The sequence below is a fragment of the Campylobacter sp. JMF_15 NE4 genome (assembly GCF_027737645.1).
Lineage (GTDB): Bacteria > Campylobacterota > Campylobacteria > Campylobacterales > Campylobacteraceae > Campylobacter_B.
The window spans coordinates 1-22895 of record NZ_JAOVTY010000002.1; the positions used below are offsets into that span (position 1 = coordinate 1).

At 42.5% G+C, this 22895-nt stretch carries 19 protein-coding genes; 10 read left to right on the top strand and 9 right to left on the bottom strand.

Annotation, left to right across the window (positions count from 1 at the left end):
* Positions 1-318: 318 nt before the first annotated feature.
* The 6 genes from OFN98_RS04290 to OFN98_RS04315 all read left to right on the top strand — a co-directional run bounded on the left by OFN98_RS04290 (position 319) and on the right by OFN98_RS04315 (position 5972).
* Entirely contained in the window at positions 319-1701 is a 1383-nt protein-coding gene (locus tag OFN98_RS04290; protein WP_270876615.1) for a Fe-S-containing protein, read from the top strand.
* Positions 1701-2945 carry an ABC transporter permease gene (locus tag OFN98_RS04295; protein ID WP_270876616.1) on the top strand — a complete coding sequence of 415 codons (1245 nt, stop codon included), beginning with the start codon at positions 1701-1703 and terminating at the stop codon, positions 2943-2945. Before OFN98_RS04290 ends, OFN98_RS04295 begins: the two co-directional genes overlap by 1 nt.
* A complete protein-coding gene (locus OFN98_RS04300) occupies positions 2932-4068 on the top strand; it encodes an ABC transporter permease (protein ID WP_270876617.1) in 1137 nt (378 codons plus the stop codon). The genes OFN98_RS04295 and OFN98_RS04300 overlap by 14 nt, the downstream gene beginning before the upstream one ends.
* Before the next feature lies 1 nt (position 4069).
* Entirely contained in the window at positions 4070-4738 is a 669-nt protein-coding gene (locus OFN98_RS04305) for an ABC transporter ATP-binding protein (RefSeq protein ID WP_270876618.1), read from the top strand.
* On the top strand, positions 4728-5210 hold the full coding sequence (locus OFN98_RS04310) for a TlpA family protein disulfide reductase (RefSeq protein ID WP_270876619.1): 483 nt from the start codon (positions 4728-4730) through the stop codon (positions 5208-5210). Before OFN98_RS04305 ends, OFN98_RS04310 begins: the two co-directional genes overlap by 11 nt.
* A 75-nt stretch (positions 5211-5285) precedes the next feature.
* Positions 5286-5972 (top strand): tetratricopeptide repeat protein, encoded by a 687-nt coding sequence (locus tag OFN98_RS04315; protein WP_270862109.1) that lies wholly within the window; start codon positions 5286-5288, stop codon positions 5970-5972.
* A 57-nt stretch (positions 5973-6029) separates the two neighbouring features.
* Here OFN98_RS04315 and OFN98_RS04320 read toward each other — a convergent pair whose 3' ends face one another.
* Positions 6030-7208 carry an NAD(P)/FAD-dependent oxidoreductase gene (locus OFN98_RS04320; protein WP_270876620.1) on the bottom strand — a complete coding sequence of 393 codons (1179 nt, stop codon included), beginning with the start codon at positions 7206-7208 and terminating at the stop codon, positions 6030-6032.
* 124 nt (positions 7209-7332) lie between these two features.
* Between OFN98_RS04320 and OFN98_RS04325 the strand changes: the two genes are divergently transcribed.
* A complete protein-coding gene (locus OFN98_RS04325; protein WP_270876621.1) occupies positions 7333-8430 on the top strand; it encodes an MBL fold metallo-hydrolase in 1098 nt (365 codons plus the stop codon).
* Positions 8431-8698: 268 nt separating this feature from the next.
* On the opposite strand, the gene OFN98_RS04330 is transcribed toward OFN98_RS04325, so the two are convergent.
* The 7 genes from OFN98_RS04330 to OFN98_RS04360 all read right to left on the bottom strand — a co-directional run bounded on the left by OFN98_RS04330 (position 8699) and on the right by OFN98_RS04360 (position 16797).
* Positions 8699-9784: a hypothetical protein gene (locus OFN98_RS04330; RefSeq protein ID WP_270876622.1), complete on the bottom strand. Its 1086-nt coding sequence runs from the start codon at positions 9782-9784 to the stop codon at positions 8699-8701.
* A 100-nt stretch (positions 9785-9884) separates the two neighbouring features.
* A complete protein-coding gene (locus OFN98_RS04335; RefSeq protein WP_270876623.1) occupies positions 9885-10778 on the bottom strand; it encodes a radical SAM protein in 894 nt (297 codons plus the stop codon).
* Positions 10778-11800, bottom strand: a complete 1023-nt coding sequence (gene hemE / locus OFN98_RS04340) for a uroporphyrinogen decarboxylase (RefSeq protein ID WP_270876624.1) — start codon at positions 11798-11800, stop codon at positions 10778-10780. The genes OFN98_RS04335 and hemE overlap by 1 nt, the downstream gene beginning before the upstream one ends.
* A gap of 77 nt (positions 11801-11877) precedes the next feature.
* On the bottom strand, positions 11878-12909 hold the full coding sequence (locus OFN98_RS04345; RefSeq protein WP_270862114.1) for an aspartate-semialdehyde dehydrogenase: 1032 nt from the start codon (positions 12907-12909) through the stop codon (positions 11878-11880).
* Positions 12902-15553: a DNA gyrase subunit A gene (gyrA, locus tag OFN98_RS04350; protein WP_270868799.1), complete on the bottom strand. Its 2652-nt coding sequence runs from the start codon at positions 15551-15553 to the stop codon at positions 12902-12904. Before gyrA ends, OFN98_RS04345 begins: the two co-directional genes overlap by 8 nt.
* Positions 15554-15632: 79 nt before the next feature.
* On the bottom strand, positions 15633-16244 hold the full coding sequence (locus OFN98_RS04355) for a ComF family protein (protein ID WP_333720403.1): 612 nt from the start codon (positions 16242-16244) through the stop codon (positions 15633-15635).
* 7 nt (positions 16245-16251) lie between these two features.
* Positions 16252-16797, bottom strand: coding sequence for a YajG family lipoprotein (locus OFN98_RS04360; RefSeq protein WP_270874197.1), 546 nt, complete (start codon positions 16795-16797; stop codon positions 16252-16254).
* 94 nt (positions 16798-16891) lie between these two features.
* On the opposite strand from OFN98_RS04360, the gene OFN98_RS04365 reads away from it, so the two are divergent.
* From OFN98_RS04365 to OFN98_RS04375, 3 genes are all read left to right on the top strand, one after another.
* Entirely contained in the window at positions 16892-18646 is a 1755-nt protein-coding gene (locus OFN98_RS04365; protein ID WP_270876645.1) for a DNA polymerase III subunit gamma/tau, read from the top strand.
* Between the two features lie 57 nt (positions 18647-18703).
* Entirely contained in the window at positions 18704-19633 is a 930-nt protein-coding gene (locus tag OFN98_RS04370) for a ribose-phosphate pyrophosphokinase (RefSeq protein ID WP_270859651.1), read from the top strand.
* A 132-nt stretch (positions 19634-19765) separates the two neighbouring features.
* On the top strand, positions 19766-20575 hold the full coding sequence (locus OFN98_RS04375) for a transporter substrate-binding domain-containing protein (protein WP_270876626.1): 810 nt from the start codon (positions 19766-19768) through the stop codon (positions 20573-20575).
* Between the two features lie 446 nt (positions 20576-21021).
* Here OFN98_RS04375 and lepA read toward each other — a convergent pair whose 3' ends face one another.
* Complete coding sequence (gene lepA, locus OFN98_RS04380) at positions 21022-22812, bottom strand: translation elongation factor 4 (RefSeq protein WP_270876627.1); 1791 nt, start codon at positions 22810-22812, stop codon at positions 21022-21024.
* Positions 22813-22895 lie beyond the last annotated feature (83 nt).

Consider the following 22895-nt stretch of genomic DNA (forward strand, 5'->3'; position numbering starts at 1 on the left):
GGTTGGGGGATTGTAAGGGGGAAGGGGCGCGACCTCGCAATTCAAGCCCCCTTCCCCCTTACGAGAAAAGCAAAATTTCGCCTAAAATTTAAAAAATCGTTCAATGCTAAATTTAGGTTGAATTTTGAATTTAATTTCCCTAGATTGCTTTGCTTCGCTCGCAATGACAGCAAATTTAGCGCAAGGAATTTTAAATTCGTAGATTGCCACGAATTTCGCTAACGCAAAATTCTCGCAATGACAAATTAGACACAATTTAAATTTTAAATTTGCATTTTATTTCAAACAGCTCTAAAATTTCACATTTAGGTTGCAGTTTTGTCGATATTTTTTTACCATTTTGTTTTGGCATTTTTGCCACTATTTATCATCGCCGCGCACTTTGGCAAAAAAGATTTTGCATTTGCCTTTTTTGGAGCGGTGTTTGGGGGTGCCTGTTTTAGCGCGCTAAATCATAGTCTAATCGCGCAAGAAGGCAAAATTTTCTTTGATATTTTGGCTTTGATTGCGCTATTTTTACTGCCATTTTGCGCTAAATTTTGCCTTTCAAAAATTGCCAAATTTTGCATTTTTGCCCTTGGCGTTTGCGCCTGTTTTGAGTATTTTTTAATCAGCGCAAATTTTAAAATTTTTAGCACCGAACTCCTTGATAGCGGGGCTATTCTAAACCTTTTTATGGTGATTTTGGCTCTTTCGTGCCTAGCTTTATTTTACCTGCTTTATAGCGAAATTTTAAAAAATCGAGCGCGCGCAAATTTTGTCGCCCTTGCCCTAACCTGCGCCGTTTTATTCATCGCCAAGCTCGGATTTGTGGGGCTAGGGATTAGGCAGGGCGGATACTTCGCAAATTTCGCCTCGCTCAAATTTATAAATTCGAGCGAATTTCTAAGCATAATCGCCAAAATCATCTACCACAACAACCAGCATTTAATATTGATTTTGTGTGCAATTGCCCTATTTATGGGGATTTTCTACCTAAATTTAGCCCCCAAAAAACTAGCGCGAGATGAAAATATCATCGCTTGGCGCATAAACAAAAGCGCAAGGTTTAAAATTTGGCGCATTTTCCTCTGCACACTTACACTTTGCGCCCTATTTTGCGCTATTAGCCTCTATTATCTGCTAGTAGCTTCTCGCCCGCCTACGATTGATACACCCACGCTCGTAGAGCCAGTAAATGGCGAGTTTGTCTTTGACGCGCAGGCTTTGCAAGACGGGCGCCTTCACAGATACGCCTATATCAGCGATGATGGCCATAAAATCCGCTTTTTTTTACTAAATAAATTTAGCACTCATCTCTCGCCAGTTGCGGTCTTTGACGCGTGCTCGATTTGCGGAGATATGGGCTATGTCAAAAAGGGCGATGAGCTAATCTGCATAGCGTGCAATGTGCGAATTTTCTTGCCAAGTGTCGGCAAAATAGGCGGCTGCAACCCAATCCCTATGAAATTTGACTTTGACGGCGAGCGCGTAAAAATCGCGCTTAGCGAAATTTTAAGCGGGGCGAGCTATTTTAGCGAAATCGTCGAAAAACAGGTCATCGACCCCGTTTCGCGCGCGCAAATTTCAAATTCATCGAAATTTAGCTATTTGTATTATGGCAGGATTTACTTTTTCGAAAACGAAAAAAACGAAGAAATTTTCACTCAAAATCCGCAAAATTTCGTCGATGAAAATGGCACTTTAAAGGAGCTTAAATAATGTTTTTTAGAATTTTAAAAGCTTCGATTTTTGGGGCTAAGGAGTCGAAATTTTTAGCGTTTTTGACGATTTTTTTATCTGTTGGCTTAATCGCTTGCATGCTAAATATCACTCTTAAAATCGGCGACAAACTAGCAAGCGAGCTTGGAAGATACGGCGCAAATATCGTGGTTTTGCCCAGATCTGCCAACCTAAATATCGAAATTGCAGGGCGCGATTTTTCGCCACTTGCAAACGATGATTTTTTAGCCGAAAGTGATTTAGTCAAAATCAAAGAGATTTTTTGGCGCAACAATATCACAAGCTACGCGCCGTTTTTATCCGAGCAAATCGATGAATTTGAGGTCGTTGGGACATACTTCGACAGACCCGCAGGTGTGAGTGATGAACCTGATTTTAGGGTCGGGGTAAGGCACCTTTATCCATTTTGGCGCGTGGAGGGCGAGTGGGCAAAGGACGGCGCAGATGATGAAGTCATCGCAGGCGAAAAGCTGGGTTTAAAAATCGGCGATGAGATTGATCTAGGCATTTACACTGTGCGCGTGGTGGGGATTTTGCACGACGCGGAGGAATACAGCGATAAAATCGTCGCAAATTTAGCCTTCGTGCAAAAGCTCACTCACCGCGAGGGTCAAATCGCCAAAGCAGAAGTATCCGCAATGACAATCCCAGAAGATGATTTATCGGTAAAAGCTAGGCGCAATTTAGACAGCCTAGACGCCGTCGAGCACGATACATGGTATTGCTCAGCCTATGTTAGCTCCATAGCATACCAAATCGCCGAGGATTTCCCAAACGCAAGCGCCAAAGCAGTCCTTAGCGTGAGCGAAGCCCAGAGTGGAATCACCAAAAAAATCCAAGGCCTAATGGGCGTGGTGAGTATCCTCTCGCTCATCATTTCTAGCATTTGCATTGCAAGCTTGCTTAGCAACGAAACCTTCAAGCGCAAAAAGGAAATCGGACTTTTAAAGGCGCTTGGGGCAAGCGGTTTGGCTATATATTTGCAATTCATCGCCGAAACCCTCGTCGTGTGCCTTTTCGCTTCGATTTTAGGGGCGAGCGCGGGATACTTAGCAAGCCAAATTATCGCACAGCAAATCTTTGGCTCATTTTTGGGCTTTGCTCTGCTAGTTTTGCCACTAAGCATTGCATTTGGGTTTGTAATCTGTCTAATCGGCTCGGTTTTGCCACTTCGTAGCGCGCTAAAACTGCCACCAGCGGAGGTTTTATATGGTAGAAAATAATAAATTTTATCGCACGATAGTCTTAAAAAGCATTTTTGCCAACTCTTTGCGCTCGTTTGTGATTTTTATCGCAATCGCCCTTGGCTCGGCAGTTTGCGCGGCATTTGTGAATATCTGGGCAGATATCGACAAAAAAGTCGCAGGAGAATTAAACTCTTATGGGGCAAATTTGATAATCTCGCCAAATTCCTCGCAGAATTTTATCATTAGCGAAGATGAGCTAAGGGCGAAATTTGAAAAAATTCCAAATCTCAAAGCACACAATAGCTATCTATTTAAAAGTGCGAATTTAGGGGTAAATTCGGCTGTGGTAATGGGTGTGGAGTTTTCAAATTTGGCAAAAACAATGCCATATTTGGGGCTCAAAGAGGGCGAGCTAATCAGAGTGGATTTCGACGATAAAAACGCCCTAATCGGCGAGGATTTAGCCAAAATTTTAGGCGTGAAGCTAGGCGATGAAATCGGCATTTCTCCGCACAACGCAAATGCAAATTTCACTCACAAAGTCCGCATAAAGGGCATTGTTTTTGACGGAGGCAAGGAAGATGGCTTGCTTTTAATTTCGCTAAATTTGGCGCAAAATATCTTTAATGCCAAAGGCGAAATCAACTACGCCGAAGCGATTGTAGATAGCGATTTTAAGGGTCTTAGCGAAATTTCACAAAATTTGAGCGATGAGAAAATGAGCTTTAATGTCGTGGGCAAAGTATCCAAAACACAAGGCATAATCCTAGATAAAATCAAGCTTTTAATGCTACTAAGTGGCTTTACGATTTTAGCCATAACCTCGATTTGTATAAACACTAGCCTGAGCCAGGTCCTACTCTCTCGCATTAAAGAATTCGCCCTGCTTCGCGCAATCGGCGCAAACAAGGCCAATATCTTTCACATAATTTTGGGCGAAATTTTGCTTTTGTGCGTTAGCGGGGCAGTATTTGGCGCGATAATCGGGTATTTTTTAGCCATAATTTTGGGTCAAATTTTATTTTCTAGCGGAGTGGATTTTAGATTTATAGGGCTTGTAATGGCGGTGATTTTATCGCTGATTTTCGCGCTTAGTGCGAGTTATTATCCCATAAAACGGGCGCTAAATCCAAATTTGGCAAATTTATTAAAGGAATAATATGGAAATTTTAAAATTTAATGGTATTTGTAAATATTTCGGTGATGTAAAGGCGCTAGATGACATTAGCTTTGGCGTGAAAAAGGGCGAGTGGGTGAGCATAATGGGGCCAAGCGGGAGTGGCAAAAGCACGCTTGTAAATATCCTTTCTTTGATGGATAGCCCCACAAAGGGCGAGTATTTGCTAGGCGGAGATGATGCTAGCTCGCTAAATGAAGCGCAAATTTTAGAATTTCGTCGCAAAAAAATCGGCCTTGTTTTTCAGCAATTCCACCTCATACCATACCTAAACGCCATTGAAAATGTCATGCTAAATCAATACTACCACTCCTGCGTCGATGAAAAAAGTGCAAAAAGCGCGCTCGAAAGGGTCGGCCTAGCGCACAGACTGGCGCATAGACCAAGCGAACTTAGTGGTGGCGAACAGCAGCGATTATGTATCGCGCGCGCCCTAATCAACGAGCCTGATATCATCATCGCCGATGAGCCTACGGGCAATCTAGACGAGGCGAACGAGGCTGTGATTTTGGAGCTTTTTAAGGGACTGCGCGCCGAAGGAAAGAGCCTCATACTCGTTACGCACAACGAAGAATTAGGCAAATACGCTGATAAAGTCGTGCGTTTAAGGCACGGAAAATTAGATAAAATCGAGGTTTTAAATGAAATTTAAAATTTTAAAATTTGCGCTAGCCCTAGCGTGCGCTTTAATGCTTGGCGCATGCAATGGCGAAAAACGCCATTTAGCCCTAAATGGCGAGAGTATCGCGACGAAATTTGACCCTAAAACCCGCTCTTTTAGCGTGAGCGGAAATGACAAACCTGTGATTTTGTTTTTTTTCACGGCTTCGTGCGGGGCATGTGGGGCGCAAACCCCTATCCTAAATGAAATCCACGCCTCGCAAAAAGCCCTTGTAATCGGCGTTTTAGGCGGTGGCGGTGAGCTAGAAACGGATCTGAAAACCGCGCGCGAAAAAGGGGTAAAATTCCCTACGCTTAGCGCACCAGCCTCTGTGAAATACCTATCAAATGTCGCTGGTGGGATATTTGGCACGCCAACCTCGCTGATATATGATAAAAACGGCAAAATGGTAAAAAAACTAATCGGTCTGTATCCAAAAAGTGCGTTTAAAAATGAAATTTAAAAATTTAGTCTAAATTCAGTAATTATTTAAATTTTTCCACTAGAATTAGTAACTTTTTTATTTAAGGATAAGAAAATGACAAACCGCATATTAATCGCGATTTTCGCCCTATTTAGCGCACTTTGCGCCGAGCCGTATAGCGCGTATTCAAACGACGCTATAATGAAAAAAAATCCTAATGGAGGTGCGAACCTCGACATCGCCAAACTCTACGAATACTCCGACGCGCTGTGCAAACACGCCTGCGAGTATCCGCTGAAATTTGACAGCGAGGACGAAGCCGAGCAAGGATACAACGACTCCGTGCTAATGGCGAGCGTTTTTGAATATATAAACAAAGAGATTATCACCGATAAAATCGACGCCAAAGACCGCACGCAATTCGATATGAAATTCGCCCAAATTTATGTATCCCAACACAATTTCGATGTGCTGGGAGCCAAGGAAAAAGCCGACGCGATTTATGAGAGAATACTAGCGCGCGATAGCCAAAACGCCGAGGTTTTAACCACTTATGGCGAGTTTTTGCTAAATTCCACTCGCACAGACAAGGCAAAAGAAATTTTATCTCGCGCTACCGAACTTGGCGCAAAACGCCCGTATTTGGCACTCGCAGCAATCGAGCTAATGAATCAAAACAACGCCAAAGGGATTGAGTATTTGGAGATTTACTGCGCCGAGTTCAAAGACGACGAAAAGGCCAAAACCACGCTCGAAGGGCTAAAATCAGGCGATATCATAATCGAAAAAATTGAGCGATAATTTTGGGCTAAATTTGCGAAATTTGGCGAATTTTAAAATTTCTCAAATTCGCAAATTTTAGCCAAATTTAGCCAAATTTCGCGCGCTAAATTTAGAATTTATCGCGCGCGCCACGCAAAGAGCGCTAGCAAAGGCAAAATGCAGATTATATCCTCCAAGCATTCCAGATGCGTCTATGCACTCGCCTGCAAAATACAGCCCGGGGATTTTCCTACTTTCACAATCCGCGCCTAGCTCGTCCGTGCAAACGCCACCCGCGCTAATTTCGGCCTTTTCAAAGCCAAAAGTGCCAGCAGGCGCAAACTCGTAAGAAAAAATTCGCGCGATTTTTTCTAGCTCTGCGAGGCTATATTTTGAGAAAATTTTATCCTGCAAATTTTGCGAGCGCAAAAACTCCAAAACAAAGCGTTTTGGCAAAAACGGCAAACTCGAAAGCTGTTTTTTCCCGCCATTTAGGGCCTTTTCTAGGCTTTGCATATTGTGATTTGGGGCGAAATTTAGAGTGATTTTGCCACTTCTCCAAAACAGCGACGCATTTAAAATCGCTGGCCCGCTAATGCCCCTGTGCGTAAATAGCGCCTCCCCTGCGATCTCGCGCCCTGCGAGCTTTGCGCGCAGGGGCAGGCTTACTCCACTTAGATTTTTGAACCAAAACTCGCTCTTTTGCACACAAAGCCCCACAAGGGCTGGTCGAAATTTCTCGCACTTTATGCCAAAACTCACCGCAAAGCTTAGCGCGCTATCACTTGCACCAAGCGCCCTAAAACTAGGTCCGCCAGTGGCGATTATGAGATTTTTGGCGCAAAATTTCTCGCCTTTGACGCTAAGCACATTAAAAATTTCGCCACTCTTTGAAATTTCGCAAATTTCACAATTTGTGCGAATTTCGCAGCTCTTTTGCGCCATAGATAGTAGTTTTTGTAACACTGCGCGCGAGTGGTTTTTGCAAAAATACTGAGCGTTTTTTTCTAAGCCAAATTCCAAAGGCGCAAACACGCTCAAAAGTTCATCTACGCTTAGCCGGCGCAGTATTTGCGAGATAAAATTTTCATCTCCTAAATAATTTTTCGCACTCAAATTTGCATTTGTGATATTGCACCGCCCACCACCGCTGGCTAAGATTTTGCGCCCTGCCAAGGCGTTTTTCTCCACAATCAAAACGCTTTTTGCGCGCAAATTTATCGCGCTAAAAAGCCCAGCCGCGCCCGCGCCCACAATAATCACATCGTAAATCAAAATTTCTCCTATTTTTGGGCGCATTTTACTAAAATTTGCAAAATTGGGCAATAAATTTGGAGAATTTGTCTAAGCAAAATTTCAAAATTTCGCTAATATAAACCAAAAATTTCAAAGGAAAAAAATGATTTTAAAATCGATATTTTGGTTTTTTGCTACGGTTTTGTTTTTGGGCGCGCTCGTGCTTTGCTTCGTGAAATTTCACCCTGTTTTTGGCGGCGTGCCAGATGAGATTTCTATGGCAAAAATCCGCGCCAGCAAGGCATACAACGGCAAAACCTTCGAAAACGCCCAGCCTACGGTGCTTGCGACCAGCGATGAAATGCCAAGCATGCTAAGCTGGCTTTATGATATGATTTTTACCCCAAAGGGCAAAAACCCCTCCCGCGCGCTTCCTAGCGTGAAATTCGAGCCTAGCGCTCTCAAAAACGGCGATTTTGTCTGGTTTGGGCATTCGAGTGTGCTATTTCGCATAAATGATTTAAATATCATCACCGACCCTGTATTTTACCGCGCCTCGCCCATTTTCGTGGGTGGTGCGCCATTTAAGTATGAGATAACGCCTAGGATTTCGGAACTGCCGGATAAGCTGTGCGTGGTAATCAGCCACGATCACTACGATCACCTCGATATGCGCGCTATCAGGGAGATTGACGCCAAAGCAGAGCGCTATATCGTGCCTCTTGGGGTGCGCGCCCACCTGCTTCGCTGGGGCGTGCAGGACGCGAAAATCACGGAGCTAGATTTAGAAAAGAGCGCAAGCGTAAATGGTGTGAGCTTCACGCTCGAACGCGCTAGGCATTTTAGCGGTAGATTTCACAGAAATACCACGCTGTGGGGCTCGTATGCGATTATCGCTGATGGGGCTAGGATTTTTTACGGAGGCGATAGCGGAGATGGCGAGCATTTCGCGCAAATCGCGCAAAAATACGGACACTTTGATATCGCCATGCTAGAAAACGGCGCCTACAACCGCGCCTGGGCGCAGATCCACTCCATGCCAGAGCAAAGCGCGAAAAACGCCAGCGTGCTTGGTGTGCGCGCGATTTTGCCGATACACTGGGCGAAATTTGATTTGGCGTATCATAAATGGAGCGAGCCTATGGAGCGATTAATGAGTGCTAGTGCGGGGCAAAATTTCGAGATAACAACGCCGATGATTGGCGAGATTTTTGACCTGCAAAATTTGCCAAAAACGCCGTGGTGGCGCAGTGTGGAGTGAGGTTTGATTGTCATTGCGAAAATTTGTGTTAGCAAAATGTGTGGCAATCTATGAATTTGAAATTTCAAATGCGCGAATTTGGTCTCATTGCGAGCCCAGCGTTGCAATCCAGAAAAATTAGATAAATTTTAATTCGCAAATATTTTTTAAATTTTAAATTCTCTCTAAATTTTAGTGGATTGCCATGCTCACTTCGTTCGCTCGCAATGACACAAAAATTTAGACAATAAGGTGGGCAAGGATACCCACTCTACAATGCTCAAAATTTTCACCTTAAATGCGTATCGTGACAATAAGCATTCTTGTTCATCTCGCAACCTTTTAAAAAATATTTTCGAGACAAATTTTCATCTTTTTTAATCGGAATTTCAAAATCAAACACTGGAATACTCGCCTTATTGTTATAATATAAATCAAATGTTTTACAACTATCTCTATTTTCATTCTCGCACTCTTTTGCATATAATGTCATACTTTTTATGAAAAAATCTTTGGCTTTTTCTATATCTTTCGTTAAAAATTCGCCGTTTATATAAGCTTTGCCAAGTCTAAGACAAGCCAAAGCGTTTTTATTTTCACAAGCATTAAAAGATAAATTTAGATAGTTCTTAATAATTTCATTTTTATCATTTTCACTTATTGTTTTTGTAAAATACGAAGAAATTTCATATTGTTGTAAATCACAACTATCCAAATCTCCATTATTACAACTATCTTTTAGTATTCCAAATATTTTTGTAGTAATTCCATTGTCTTCTTCATGTTTTAGTCTTTCTATACAACTTTTTGTATTGCCACTTTCACACTCTTTTTCATAAATTTGGTGAGCTTTGCTAAGATAAATTTGACCATCAGTTTTTAATATAAGGTTACATAATTCATAAACCTTCATACAACTATATGCGTCATCTTTTTCACACTCTTTTTCATATAGCGATTTTTCTTTCATATAGAATTCTAACCCTATTTTTTCACTATTTTCTAGTTTTTTATTAAATAAAAATTCGTGATGATAATACAGTTTAGCAGCGTTATCGCATGCGTTAATATCACCATTATCACACTCATTTATGAAAATATCTAATGCTTTTTTTCTAATGTTGGCTTTGTCTGTTTTTTCATATAAATCAGCATATGCAATGCAGTCTATGGCGCTGTTTTGTTCGCATTTTAGTTTTGTAAAATTTTCATAGTAATCACTTGGGAGCATACGCACCAATCTACCGTATTCATAACTATGCCCTAAATCAGTGCAAATTTTTGCATTTCCATTTTCACAATCTTTAATAAACATATCTACTATGTTTGCAAATGAAAATGTGAATAAAGATAAATATACAAACAAAAATTTCATATTTTTCCTTTTACAATTTTTTGCAATGATGAAAAATAAATTCACCATTGCGGTTAAGTAATCAAAAAATGCGAATTTGCAAATTCTTACAATATAAATTTCATAAAACCTTATAAAATCCGTCTTTTAGAGTGATTTTTCCTAAATTTAGCAAATTTGTTAAATTTGCCTTTGAGAGTTCGCTAAATTTTGCTTTTACATCGCTTAGGCTTTGGGGACGGCGAACTAGCATAGATAGGATTTCATCTTCGCTAAAATCGAGCTTTTCGCTATCGTATTTTGGTTTTGCGACTATATTTACGCTTTGATTTTTCAAAAATTTGCTTAAAAATTCTAGCCTCTCGTAGCTTACTGGCTTAGCGTTTTTAAACGCAGGCGGACGATCAATCGTGCCTAAATCAATGCGAGCGGGATTTATTTTTTCAAGCACCGAATTTAGAGCTTCAAATTCGCTGACATTATCATTAAGACCTGCGACAACCAAAATTTCAATAACCAATTCGCCCTTAAATTCAGAGCTAAATTTAATCAAATTTGAGATAATTTCGTCCAAATTTACACTATCATGCGGATTATCGATTTTTTTAAAAGTTTCACTAACCACGCTATCAAGGGAAAATTTGCAAATGTCGCATTTCAAAAACGCTTCGTAATTTTCGCAAATTCTGCTTGAATTTGATAAAACTAGCAGTTTTTGAGAGAGTTTTAAAGCCTTAATTTCGCTTACAAGTTCGCCAAATTTAGGGTGAAGACTAGGTTCGCCATTAGCCGTAAGCGTGATGACTTGGGTATTTTTAAATTTAGCCAAAGCCGTTTTAAGCTCATCAAGCACGGGCGGAATATCGCAAATCTCGCTCATTTGCGAAATGGGCTTTTTGGCTTTTAATTCGCAATATGCACAGTTGAAGTTGCATTGCTTCGAATTTGGACTTAAATCAATCCCAAGGCTCTGCCCAAAACGGCGTGAGCTTACGGGACCAAAAATGTATTTCATTATCTCGCGCTCATTTCATGCACCAAATTTATGAAATATTTCGCATTTTCCACAGGAATATCAGGCAAAATTCCATGCCCCAAATTGAAAATGTGCGGGCGATTTTTCATAACTTCCAAAATCTGCGAAACACCATGTTTTATGGCATTTTTGTCATAAAGGCGGGTTGGCTCCATATTTCCTTGAAGCGTGTATTTCTGCCCAAGTTTTGCCGCAGCTAGCTCTATCGGAGTGCTCCAATCCACGCCAAAAACATCGAAATTACCGCTAATCTTATCCAAATATCCGCTAATGCCCTTTGGAAAAACAATAATCGGAATTTGCGGGAATTTCGCCTTTAAATAGTCGCAAATTTCTAAAATATACTTCCAGCTAAACTCGAAAAACGCGCTTTCTTCTAATGCACTCGCCCAGCTATCAAAAATCTGCACGGCATTTACGCCGTTTTTGATTTGATTTTCAAGGTAAAATTTGGTCGTCTCCGTAACGGCGCGTAAAATTTCGTGCAAAAGCTCAGGGTTAGAATACGCCATTTTTTTGCAAATCGCATAAGTCTTTGTTGTGCCGCCTTCGATCATATATGTCGCCACCGTCCAAGGCGAACCACAAAAGCCAATCAGCGCCTTATCATCGCTTAAATTCTGCCTTGTTAGCGCGACCGTATCATAGACATATTGCAGATTTTTCACGGCTTTTTCGGGACTTAAAGCCTTTAAATCTTCCAAATTTTTCAAAGGATTTTTAAATTTTGGTCCCTCGCCTGCGACAAATTCCAAATCAAGCCCCATTTCAAGCGGAACAACCAAAATATCGCTAAATAAAATCGCCGCATCGACGCCTAAAATCTCCACAGGCTGGATCGTAACCTCACTAGCCTTGCGAAAGTCCTTGCAAAGCTCCAAAAATCCGCCCACGCTTTTTCGCACTGCCATGTACTGGGGCAAATAACGCCCTGCTTGTCTCATCATCCACACAGGCGTATAAGGTGTCGGCTTTTTCAAACATGCGTCGATAAAAATCATCATTGCTCCTTAAATAGGCTAAATTTAGTGAAATTTGTAAAATTTAAAATGGGCGCAACGAATTTGCGCCCGTAAATTTATTTGTTTTCTTGAAGTTCAATCCAATCAAGCGCGATTCTAACGGCATTTGTAGCCGCTCCGACGCGGATTTGATCGGCACTGCACCAAAGGTGGAGAATTTTATCATCATAGATATCACGGCGGATTCTGCCTACGAAAGTCTCGTTCGTATCGGTAGCGACGATTGGCATAGGGTATTTTTTTTCGCTTGGATCATCGCAAAGCACGACGCTTTTTGCGTTTGCTAAAATTTCGCGCACCTTTTCAAGGGTGAAATCTTGTTTAAATTTAATAGTAATCGCCTCGCTGTGGCTTCTCATGACAGGCACACGCACGCAAGTGGCCGCCACTGGGAAGTTTTTGTGCAGGATTTTTTGCGTTTCATTGACCATTTTTAGCTCTTCTTTGGTAAAGCCATTTTCGTTGAAAACATCGATATGAGGGATTACATTCATTGCGATTTGGTGAGCGAAAACCTTTGGCTCGCACTCATCAAGCTTAAAGGCAAAAAACGCTTGAAGCTGTTCGACTAACTCGCTCATACCCTCTTTACCTGCGCCACTTGTGGCTTGGTATGTGCTCACATCTACGCGCTCGATATCAAAAGCGTCGTTTAGTGGTTTTAGGATTTGCACCATTTGGATAGTCGAGCAGTTTGGATTGGCGATGATTCCTGTTTGCTCCCATAGCTCGATATCGCCAGGATTGCACTCAGGCACCACGAGAGGGACATCATCTTGCATTCTAAAATGGCTTGTATTATCGATTACCACTGCGCCACTAGCTGCTGCAAGCGGTGCGAAATGCGCCGAAATACTTCCACCTGCGCTAAAAAACGCGATATCAATCTCGTTTTCTTCAAATGTAGTCTCGGTAAGCTCTTTTACCACATACTCTTTGCCCTCAAATTCTACGACCTCGCCAGCCGAGCGTGCGCTAGCTAGTGGCAAAATATCTGCTACTGGGAAATTTAACTCAGACAAAACTCTAAGTATCTCTTCGCCAACAGCGCCTGTTGCGCCAACGATTGCGATGTTATATCTATTCATCACCCTCTCCTTGTATGATTTGATTTTCGCTATTTTCTAAATTTAGGCTCTCGCCACCATTTTCTTCGCCCACTTCGCCCTCATCATCGCTTTCTGCTTTCGGGCAAGTAGCAATGCTAACCACATCATCGCCCTCGACATTTACCACGATGACGCCACTTGTGTTGCGTCCGGCTTTGCGTATGCTTTGGATATCTGTGCGAATCATCTTGCCACTTGTGGTTAGCGCCATGAGATCCATTTCCTCATCGACCATTACTACACCTACCAAATCGCCGGTGCGGTTTGTGAGCTTCATGCAGATTACGCCCTTGCCGCCACGATTTGTAAGGCGATATTCGCTAGCTGTGGTGCGTTTGCCAATGCCTTTTTGGCTCACACTTAAAATTTCTAAATTATCATTTAAAATAAATGTCGCACCGATTACCTCATCGCCAGCTTCTTTAAATTTAAGCCCTCTCACGCCTCTGGCTACGCGTCCCATTTGGCGAACTTTACCGAGTTTAAATTTAACGCACATACCCTTTTTGGTAGCGATGAAAATCATATTTTCGTTGATTTCGCTGCTGTTTTCATCTAAAATTTCGCTCTCAACTTCTTCGATTTCTTGCGAAATTTCTAAATTTTGTCCATTTTCATCATCGCTCTCAATCGGTGCGCTCTCGCCTGCCTCATTTGGCACGATTAGCGCGGTTACTAGCGCGTCATCATCGTCTAGGCTGATAGCCCTTACGCCAAGTGAGCGGATATTCGAAAACGCGCTTAAATTTGTGCGTTTTACGATACCATTTTTGGTGAAAAATACTAGCGATTTGCTATCTGAAAAATCGGTAGTCGGGATAATCGCCATGATTTTTTCATCGCCTACGAGTTTGATTAAATTTACAATCGCCTTGCCTTTGGCTGTGCGTGAGCCCTCTGGGATCTTATAGACTTTGAGCCAGTAAAGCTGTCCGCGGTCTGTAACAAACATAAGCGTATCGTGGGTGTTGCTAGTGAAGAAATTTTCGATGAAATCATCATCGTATGTCGTCACTGCTACCCTGCCCTTGCCACCTCTTTTTTGCTTCTCGTAAGTCTTGCTTGGCACGCGTTTTATATATCCGCGGTGCGTGATAGTTACGACCATATTTTCGTTTGGTATAAGGTCCTCGATATCGATATCATCGTAGTCATCGACGATTTCTGTAATGCGCGGGCATTTAAATTTATCTTTGATTTCTAAGAGCTCATCTTTGATAATTTGCTCGATTAAATTTTCAGATTTTAGGATATTTTCAAGGCGTGAAATTTCGACCAAAAGCTCTTTTAGCTCATTTTCGATTTTTTCGCGCTCTAAGCCAGTTAGTTTGCTTAACCTCATATCCAAAATCGCGTTTGATTGAAGCTCGCTTAGGCCAAATTTAGCCATTAAATTTTCCCTAGCTATCGCAGTGTCGGCTGAATTTCTAATGATTTCGATCACTTCGTCGATATTATCAAGCGCGATTTTAAGGCCTTCTAAAATGTGCGCCCTAGCGCGCGCCTTTTGAAGCTCGAAAATCGTGCGTCTAATGACGACGGTTTTTCTGTGATTTAAGAAAAGTTTAAGTAGCTCGATTAGCGAGAATACCTTTGGCTCTTTGCCGTCGATTGCGAGCATAATTACGCCAAAAGTGCCCTCCATAGTGGTTTGTTTGAAAAGATTATTTAGCACGATATCGCTCATAGCGTCGCGTTTGAGCTCGATTACGACGCGAATTCCCTCGAAATCGCTCTCATCGCGCACTTCGCTAATACCATCGATTTGCTTATCTTTGACCAAATCCGCGATTTGCTCGATTAAGCGGGCTTTGTTTGTCTGATATGGAAGCTCGTCTATGACGATGACATCTTTGTTGGCCTTTTTTTCGATATGCGTTTTAGCCCTGAGTTTGACCCTGCCACGCCCAGTGCGATAAGCATCAATTATACCTTTTTTACCAAAAATAAGTCCGCCAGTTGGGAAATCTGGACCTTTGATGTATTGCATGACCTCTTCAAGGCTAGCGTTTTTATTGTCGATTAAAAGCAAAAGCCCATCAACAAGCTCATCAAGGCTGTGTGGCGGGATATTTGTCGCCATACCCACAGCGATACCGCTCGATCCGTTTAAAAGCAAATTTGGCACGCGCGCAGGAAGCACATCAGGCTCACTTAGGCTCTCATCGTAGTTTGGTATGAAATCGACCGTCTCTTTGTCTAAATCTTTCAAAAGTTCTTCGGCTAGTGGCGTCATTCTAGCCTCTGTATAACGCATAGCAGCTGCGCCGTCGCCGTCAATCGAGCCGAAGTTTCCCTGACCATCGACGGTTGGAATTCTCATAGAAAAGCTTTGTGCCATACGCACTAGCGCATCATACACCGCTGTATCGCCGTGCGGGTGGTATTTACCGATGACATCACCCACAATACGCGCTGATTTTTTATATGGTTGGCGAGAGCTAACTCCAAGGTCGTTCATAGCGTATAAAATTCGCCTATGCACAGGCTTCAAGCCGTCTCTGGCATCAGGTAAGGCGCGACCTATGATAACGCTCATCGAATAGTCTAAATAGCTTGTTTTTATTGATTCTTCAACATCTATGTCTATGATTTCTTGTGTGTCAAAAATACTTTCTTGCATATCTTTCCTTATTGCAAATTTAAACTTTTAATTCTAGCAAAAAAACCTTTTGAGTAACCTAAAATTCGCGTAAATTTGCTTAAATTTGTGCATTTGCCAAAACTATGCCAAAAACCACTCTAAATCCAGCCTTTTTTAAAACCTCCCTAGCCTCCAACATACTAAGCCCGGTTGTAACGATATCATCGACTAAAATCACGGGAAATTTTGGCTCTTTTGTAATTTTATAATCGCGCCTGTGTTTTAGGCGAAATTCCAAGGACTGACCTGCGTATTTGACCTTGTTTTGGGCTTTAATCACGCCATAAGTTGGCGTTATTTCGCGCGATTTTAGCGCGCGGGCCAAAACGGCAGTATGCGAAAATCCAGAGCCAATATCATCATCTAGCGGGACGGCTTGAAATTTGAAATTTGGGATTTCGCGCGTCAAATTTGGCAAATTCTCATCTAAAAAAGCCTTAAATTCATTTGGAAATTTCGCTAGACTAAATTTAGCCAAGCGCGATAAAACCGCACTTCCGTGCAAATGGTGCTTGGAAAGGATTAAATTTTTAACCTCCGAGTATCCGTAATAATAAAATACCACGAAATCCTCCACCACACGCGCGTTTAGGCGGTTTTGCGAGAGGGTTCGCGCACAAGAGGTGCAAAAAAGGCGCAGGGAAAATGCGCCACAATTAATGCAACGCATTTAAAATTTAGAGCGAAGAGACGATTTGATCGGCTGATTTTTTGATGATATCTCTTAGCATACTTTCGACGAAAGGCTCCATTGTGCGGGCATTGCGAAGGGCTGCAAACTCGCTTTGATCTTGGGCTACGCGTTTTGTAATCGTTCTAGTGCCATTTACGATAGTGATGAAAACTTCGGCTTTTGCGCTCATATTTTGTTTAGAATACCCCTCGATTGCGGCATTTAGGGTTTTGATATCCACGCTTATGTTAGCCCCACCTGCGCCTATGGCTACGCCACGCGCGCCAAGCTCGGTTTTAAGGGCGTTTTCGAACCACGAGCTCAAATCTGTTTTAAGCAAAACCTCGTCAATTAAATTTCCGCTATTATCGTTGATTGTGCCGATGATTAGGGTATTTTGACGAGAGTCTTTGATATTTAGCTCGCCAGCGCTTTTGGTTTTTGCTTGTGGCGCAACACCAGAAATATATGGACTAAGCCCCAAAACAGGCGTATTGCTCGAACACCCCGCGATTAAAAGTGCAAAGATTGCGACAAAAATTGATTTCATTTTGATCCTTTTTTGAAAAATTTGGCGTAATATAGCGATAAATTTTAAATTTATAGTTTTTTTTGTATTATTAAAGGTTTTAAATCAAGGAGAAATTTTGCAAGCACTCGCACTAAAATACAGACCAAAAAACTTCGACGCCCTAATCGGACAAAACGCAATCGCAAGCTCCCTAGCGCACGCACTCGACGGCGCAAGACTAGGACATGCATATCTTTTTAGCGGACTTAGAGGCTCTGGCAAGACCTCGACCGCGCGTATTTTCGCCAAAGCCCTGCTTTGCGATCACGGACCCACTTCGAAGCCTTGCGAGAGTTGCGATAACTGTATCATGGCAAACGAAGGTCGCCATATCGATATCATCGAAATGGACGCTGCAAGCCACCGCAAAATCGACGATATCAGGGAGCTAATCGAGCAGACCAAATACTCCCCGGCTAGTGCGAGATTTAAAATTTTTATCATAGACGAGGTTCATATGCTTACCAAAGAGGCTTCAAACGCCCTTTTAAAGACGCTTGAAGAACCGCCTGCGTATGTAAAATTTATCCTAGCCACCACAGATCCTTTGAAGCTTCCAGCGACCGTGCTTTCGCGCACACAACACTTCCGCTTCAAACCAATCGCCCAATTAGCGATTATTTCGCACCTTGAAGCGATTTTGCAAAATGAGGGTATTTCTTACGAAAACGGCGCGCTCAAAATCCTAGCTAGAAGCGGTTCTGGCTCGCTCAGGGATACTCTCACGCTTTTAGATCAAGCCATAATTTATAGCGAAGAAAATGTCACGCAAACCGCAGTAGCCGATATGCTGGGGCTCCTAGATCCCGCCAAAATCAATGAAATTTTAGAAATCGTTTTGCGCCAAGACCGCGTGGGCGCTATCGAAATCGTCAAAGAGATCGAAAACTACAACGCCGAGACCATAATCGACGAGATGATTGCGAATTTAAAAGAGAAATTTTTGCGAAATGATACCAAATTTAGCATGCTAATTTATGAGCGATTTTTCCGAATTTTAGCCGGCGCAAAAAGCATGCTAGGCGTGAGTTCGGATAATACTTACTCGCTTTTGATGATGATATTTTTGATGATGGAAGCTGTGAATTTGCAAGAAATCGACGAGTTAATCGAAATTTCAAAATCCATTGAGGGTAGCGGTGCAAGCGGGGCAAATTTGGGCTCTGCGCCAAATTTTGCTACGCCAAAAAGCGCGCAGGCAAATGCAAATTTCAGCGCACCGCGAAATACTCCAAATTTGACGCAAAATTCAGCGCAAAATCCAGCCCCTGTGCAAAACAGCACTAGCCAAAAACTAAACGATTTAGAGCAAAAAGTAGCGCAAAAAACAGGCGCAGATACGCTAAATGCGAATTCGGCGTATGATAAATTTCTCTCAAATTTATACGATAGAAGCTACGAGCTGGGCGAGAAATTTGATAATTGCATTGAATTTGTCAAATTCGAAAACTCCACTTTGTATCTGATTTCTCGCGCCAAAAACGAGGACAAAGAGTATTTGCGCGCCGCGTCAAGGGCGATAAATAGCGTTTTGAAAATGACTTTTGGTGAAAATGCTAAAATTTCAATCACCCAAAACGCCCCACTTCGCGAGGCGGAGCCAAAGCCGAATTTGGCAAATTCGCCAAAGGATTTACCCAAGCCAAATTTGCTAAATCAGACAAATTTGAGCAATTACGAAATCAGCGCCGAAGTAGCCAAGCCTGATATGCAAAAAACTAGAAGCGAGCTTGCCAAGCTTGCAAGCGAGGCTGTGAGCAAGGAAGAAATTTTAAAAACCGAGCTTGCAAATCTTTTCGGCGAACCGAGTAAAATCGTAGAAAATTAGCTTAAATTTATCAGCTTTGGTGTAAAATTAGGGTTCATCTTATCACAAAGGCAAAATATGCGTGGCTATAAAATCGTATCAGGAAGCGCCAATCCTGACTTCGCAAAAAAAATCTCAAAATACCTATCCCTGCCACTTAGCGAGTGTTCTATCAAGACATTTAGCGACGGCGAGATTAGCGTGCAAATCGGCGAAAGTGTGCGCGGCAAGGATGTTTTCGTCATACAACCGACCTGCGCTCCGGCTAACTCAAATTTAATGGAGCTTTTAATCCTAAGCGACGCGCTAAAAAGATCAAGCGCTAGATCAATCACAGCCGTGGTGCCGTATTTCGGATACGCTAGACAGGACCGCAAGGCAGCCCCAAGAGTGCCAATCAGCGCCAAACTCGTCGCAAATATGATGCAAACAGCGGGCATTGATAGAGTGGTGACAATGGATCTACACGCTGGACAAATTCAGGGATTTTTCGATATTCCGGTAGATAATTTATATGGATCTTTGGCGTTTTTGGACTATTTCAAAAACAAAAATTTAAAAAACCCTATCATCGCTAGCCCAGATGTCGGCGGTGTGGCGCGCGCAAGATCCTTTGCTAAAAAGTTAAATTTGGATATGGTTATTGTAGATAAAAGACGCGAAGAAGCCAACAAAAGCGAAGTTATGAATATCATCGGCGATGTAAATGGCAAAGATGTGATTTTAATCGACGATATGATCGATACAGCCGGCACTATCGTCAAAGCCGCCGCTGCGTTTAAAGAAAGGGGTGCGACTAGCGTTATGGCGTTTTGCACACACGCGGTTTTAAGCGGACCAGCTTATGAGAGGCTAAATGAGGGCGCACTAGATGAGCTAATCGTCACAGATACGATTCCGTTGCGCCAAGAGTGCGATAAAATCAAAGTCATCTCGGTAACATCGCTATTTGGCGAGGTTATCCGTCGCGTATATCACGACGAGAGCGTAAATAGCCTTTTTGGTTAAAATTTATACTAGAAATTCTTTAAATTTACCAGAATTTGCCGTGAAATTTAAATTTTATTTTAAAATTTCACGGTAAAATTACTCCTAATATCTTTTTAAAAAAAACTAAAATTTCATTTATAGGAGTATATAATGAAAAAGTTTTTACTTTTATCACTTGGCTGTGCATGTGCATTTGGTGCCTCTTTGCAAGATATTCAATCAAGCAAAAAGGTTAAAATCGGTGTGCGAGAAAACCTGCCTCCATTTAGTTCGCAGGTAAATGGGCAGAGCGAGGGATTTGAGGTATCTTTGGCCAAAGAAATCGGCACAAAGCTAGTAGGAAGCGACGGCTCAATCGACTTAGTAGTCATCGAGGCAAAAGACAGACTTCCTATGCTTAAAAACGGCGATTTAGACCTAGTGGTCGGCAACTTTTCTGCCACACCAGCGCGCGCTAAGGAAGTGGATTTTTCAGTGCCATACCTAGCAGATGTGCAAGTCGTAGTCACCAGAAAAGCTGACGGAGTTACAAAGCTATCTGATTTAAAGGGCAAAAAAATCATAGTCCAAAAGGGTACCACAAGCGATGATTGGCTCAAAACGAATGCACAAAAATACAGTTTTGATGTTTCTTACTGCGAACATGGCGTAGAGTGCGCGGAAAAAATGCTATCAAACGAAGTTGATGGCTACATGCACACAAATATCACAGCCGCCGCAGTTGTGATGAATAATCCTAGCTTAGAAACTGGCGTCAAAAGCGTAGGCGAGATAGATTATATCTGTGTGGGCGCGCAAAAAGGCAACGCAGAGCTTGTAAATTTCGTAAATAACGCGATTATTGAGCTGACAAAGGCGGAGTTTTTCCAACACGCATACACCGATACTTTCGAGAAATTTTACAAAGGCAGTATTGATAAAAAATACCTTCTGCTAGACGATTTCCTTAGCAATTTTTAAGCTAAATTCTACTTTATAAGCCCAAATTTGGGCTTATAAATTTCCCCGATTTGTCATTTGCAAGCAAACGCAGCTAACATGCTAATCCATGGGATTTTCATTGACTTTTAATTTGTCATTGCGAGCCGTGCTTGCACGGCGTGGCAATCTACGACTTTAAAATTCCTTGCGCCAAATTTGCTATCATTGCGAGCCCAGCGTTGCAATCCAGGGAAATTCAAACAAATTTTAATTCGCAGAAAAATTTATCGGAATTTATATTTTATGGAATTTTAAAAACTCACTCTAAATTTTACTGGATTGCTTCGATTTTCTTGCGAAAATCTCGCAATGACACGAAATTCGCATTTTGGTTATTTTTGCTCGTAGATTGCTTCGCTTTCTACGAAAGCTCGCAATGACAAATTAGGCGAAATCCGAGGCAGTATTCCTCAAAGAGCCAAATTTTAATCAATCTTCAAAACGCTTAAAAACGCCTCGCTAGGCAAATTCACCTTGCCGATAGCCTTCATGCGCTTTTTGCCCTCTTTTTGCTTTTCGAGCAACTTGCGCTTGCGCGTAATATCGCCGCCGTAGCACTTGGCGGTTACATTTTTGCCCATTGCTCGCACATTTTCGCGGGCGATGATTTTGTTGCCGATACTAGCCTGAATCGCCACCTCAAAAAGCTGACGCGGGACGATTTCCTTCATCGCCTTTACCAGATCCCTGCCCTTAGACTGCGCCTTTTCTACCGGCACGATGATAGAGAGCGCATCGACAGCCTCGCCAGCGACGCGAATATCGAGTTTGACCAAATTTCCGCGCCTATAATCGCTAGGCTCGTAATCGAAACTCGCATAGCCTTTGGTGCAGGATTTGAGCTTGTCGTAAAAATCCATAATAATCTCATTTGTCGGCACATCGTATTCGAGCAAAACACGCTCTGGCGTGATATAGTCCATTTTGGTCTGCACGCCACGGCGAGAATTTAAAAGCGTGATTAAATTCCCCAAAAATTCACTCGGCGTAATGATTGTAGCGCGCACATAAGGCTCTTCGATACGATCTATATAGTTCGGCTCAGGCAGTTCGCTAGGACTGTGTATTCGCTTGATAGAGCCGTCTGTGAGATAGACCTCATAAGTAACGGTCGGCGCAGTAGCGATTAGATCGAGATTAAACTCGCGCTCCAAACGCTCTTTGACAACCTCCATGTGAAGCAAGCCCAAAAACCCCACGCGAAAGCCAAATCCAAGCGCAAGCGAGGTCTCTGGCTCGTAGCTAAGCGAGCTATCATTTAGGCTGAGCTTATCTAGCGCGTCGCGGAGCTCTTCGAATTTATCGGTCTCGACGGGGTAAATTCCAGCAAACACAAAAGGCTTAGCCTTTTCAAAGCCACCGATTGGCTGGGAGGCTTGGTTGCGATAGAGCGTAATCGTATCGCCGACTTGCACATCGCTGACATTTTTTAGCCCCATTACTACGATACCGACCTCGCCGCTTCGCACGGCGTTTGTTTTAATCGGCGCAAGAGGGTTTGGATACATGAGCCCTAGCACCTCGTGGCGACCGCCAGTGCCCATGACATAGACCTCATCGCCCTTTTTGACCACTCCGTCATAAATGCGCACAAGGGCAAGTGCGCCAAGATAGTTATCAAACCAGCTATCATAAATAAGTGCTTTTAATGGCTTGTTTTCGTCAGTTTTGGGAGCTGGGATTTTTGTGATAATTGCTTCTAATAGCTCTTTTATGCCCTGCCCAGTCTTCGCGCTTACTTCGATTGCCTCCGAGCAATCAAGTCCGATTATATGCTCGATCTCGTCCTTGACGCGCGTAGGATCTGCTGATGGAAGGTCGATTTTGTTTAGCACAGGGATAATTTCTAGGTTGTGTTCGAGTGCGATATAGACATTTGCGATAGTTTGAGCCTGCACGCCCTGGCTGGCATCGACGACAAGTATCGCGCCCTCACAGCTAGCCAGACTTCTGCTTACTTCATAGCTAAAATCCACATGACCTGGGGTGTCGATGAGATTTAGGACATATTTTTCGCCACCAAGCTCGTATTCTAGACGCACGGATTGGGCCTTGATAGTGATACCACGCTCTTTTTCGATATCCATAGTATCCATGATTTGCGAGCTCATTTGACGATCTTCGACCGCCTTACACTCACTGATTAATCTGTCTGCAAGGGTGCTTTTGCCGTGGTCTATGTGGGCAATAATGCTGAAATTTCGTATATTTTTCAAATGTCTTCCTAATTTAAATTTTACTATTTTTTTAAATTTGATTAAATTTAAAAAAGCCTAGCACCAAGGCTAGGCTTTAAATT

Bases quoted from the DNA above. Each gene is read 5' to 3' on its own strand.
- OFN98_RS04295 (WP_270876616.1), top strand. From the start codon at position 1,701: ATGTTTTTTAGAATTTTAAAAGCTTCGATTTTTGGGGCTAAGGAGTCG.
- OFN98_RS04300 (WP_270876617.1), top strand. From the start codon at position 2,932: ATGGTAGAAAATAATAAATTTTATCGCACGATAGTCTTAAAAAGCATT.
- OFN98_RS04305 (WP_270876618.1), top strand. From the start codon at position 4,070: ATGGAAATTTTAAAATTTAATGGTATTTGTAAATATTTCGGTGATGTA.
- OFN98_RS04310 (WP_270876619.1), top strand. From the start codon at position 4,728: ATGAAATTTAAAATTTTAAAATTTGCGCTAGCCCTAGCGTGCGCTTTA.
- OFN98_RS04315 (WP_270862109.1), top strand. From the start codon at position 5,286: ATGACAAACCGCATATTAATCGCGATTTTCGCCCTATTTAGCGCACTT.
- OFN98_RS04325 (WP_270876621.1), top strand. From the start codon at position 7,333: ATGATTTTAAAATCGATATTTTGGTTTTTTGCTACGGTTTTGTTTTTG.
- OFN98_RS04330 (WP_270876622.1), bottom strand. From the start codon at position 9,784: ATGAAATTTTTGTTTGTATATTTATCTTTATTCACATTTTCATTTGCA.
- OFN98_RS04335 (WP_270876623.1), bottom strand. From the start codon at position 10,778: ATGAAATACATTTTTGGTCCCGTAAGCTCACGCCGTTTTGGGCAGAGC.
- hemE (WP_270876624.1), bottom strand. From the start codon at position 11,800: ATGATTTTTATCGACGCATGTTTGAAAAAGCCGACACCTTATACGCCT.
- OFN98_RS04345 (WP_270862114.1), bottom strand. From the start codon at position 12,909: ATGAATAGATATAACATCGCAATCGTTGGCGCAACAGGCGCTGTTGGC.
- gyrA (WP_270868799.1), bottom strand. From the start codon at position 15,553: ATGCAAGAAAGTATTTTTGACACACAAGAAATCATAGACATAGATGTT.
- OFN98_RS04355 (WP_333720403.1), bottom strand. From the start codon at position 16,244: ATGCGTTGCATTAATTGTGGCGCATTTTCCCTGCGCCTTTTTTGCACC.
- OFN98_RS04360 (WP_270874197.1), bottom strand. From the start codon at position 16,797: ATGAAATCAATTTTTGTCGCAATCTTTGCACTTTTAATCGCGGGGTGT.
- OFN98_RS04370 (WP_270859651.1), top strand. From the start codon at position 18,704: ATGCGTGGCTATAAAATCGTATCAGGAAGCGCCAATCCTGACTTCGCA.
- OFN98_RS04375 (WP_270876626.1), top strand. From the start codon at position 19,766: ATGAAAAAGTTTTTACTTTTATCACTTGGCTGTGCATGTGCATTTGGT.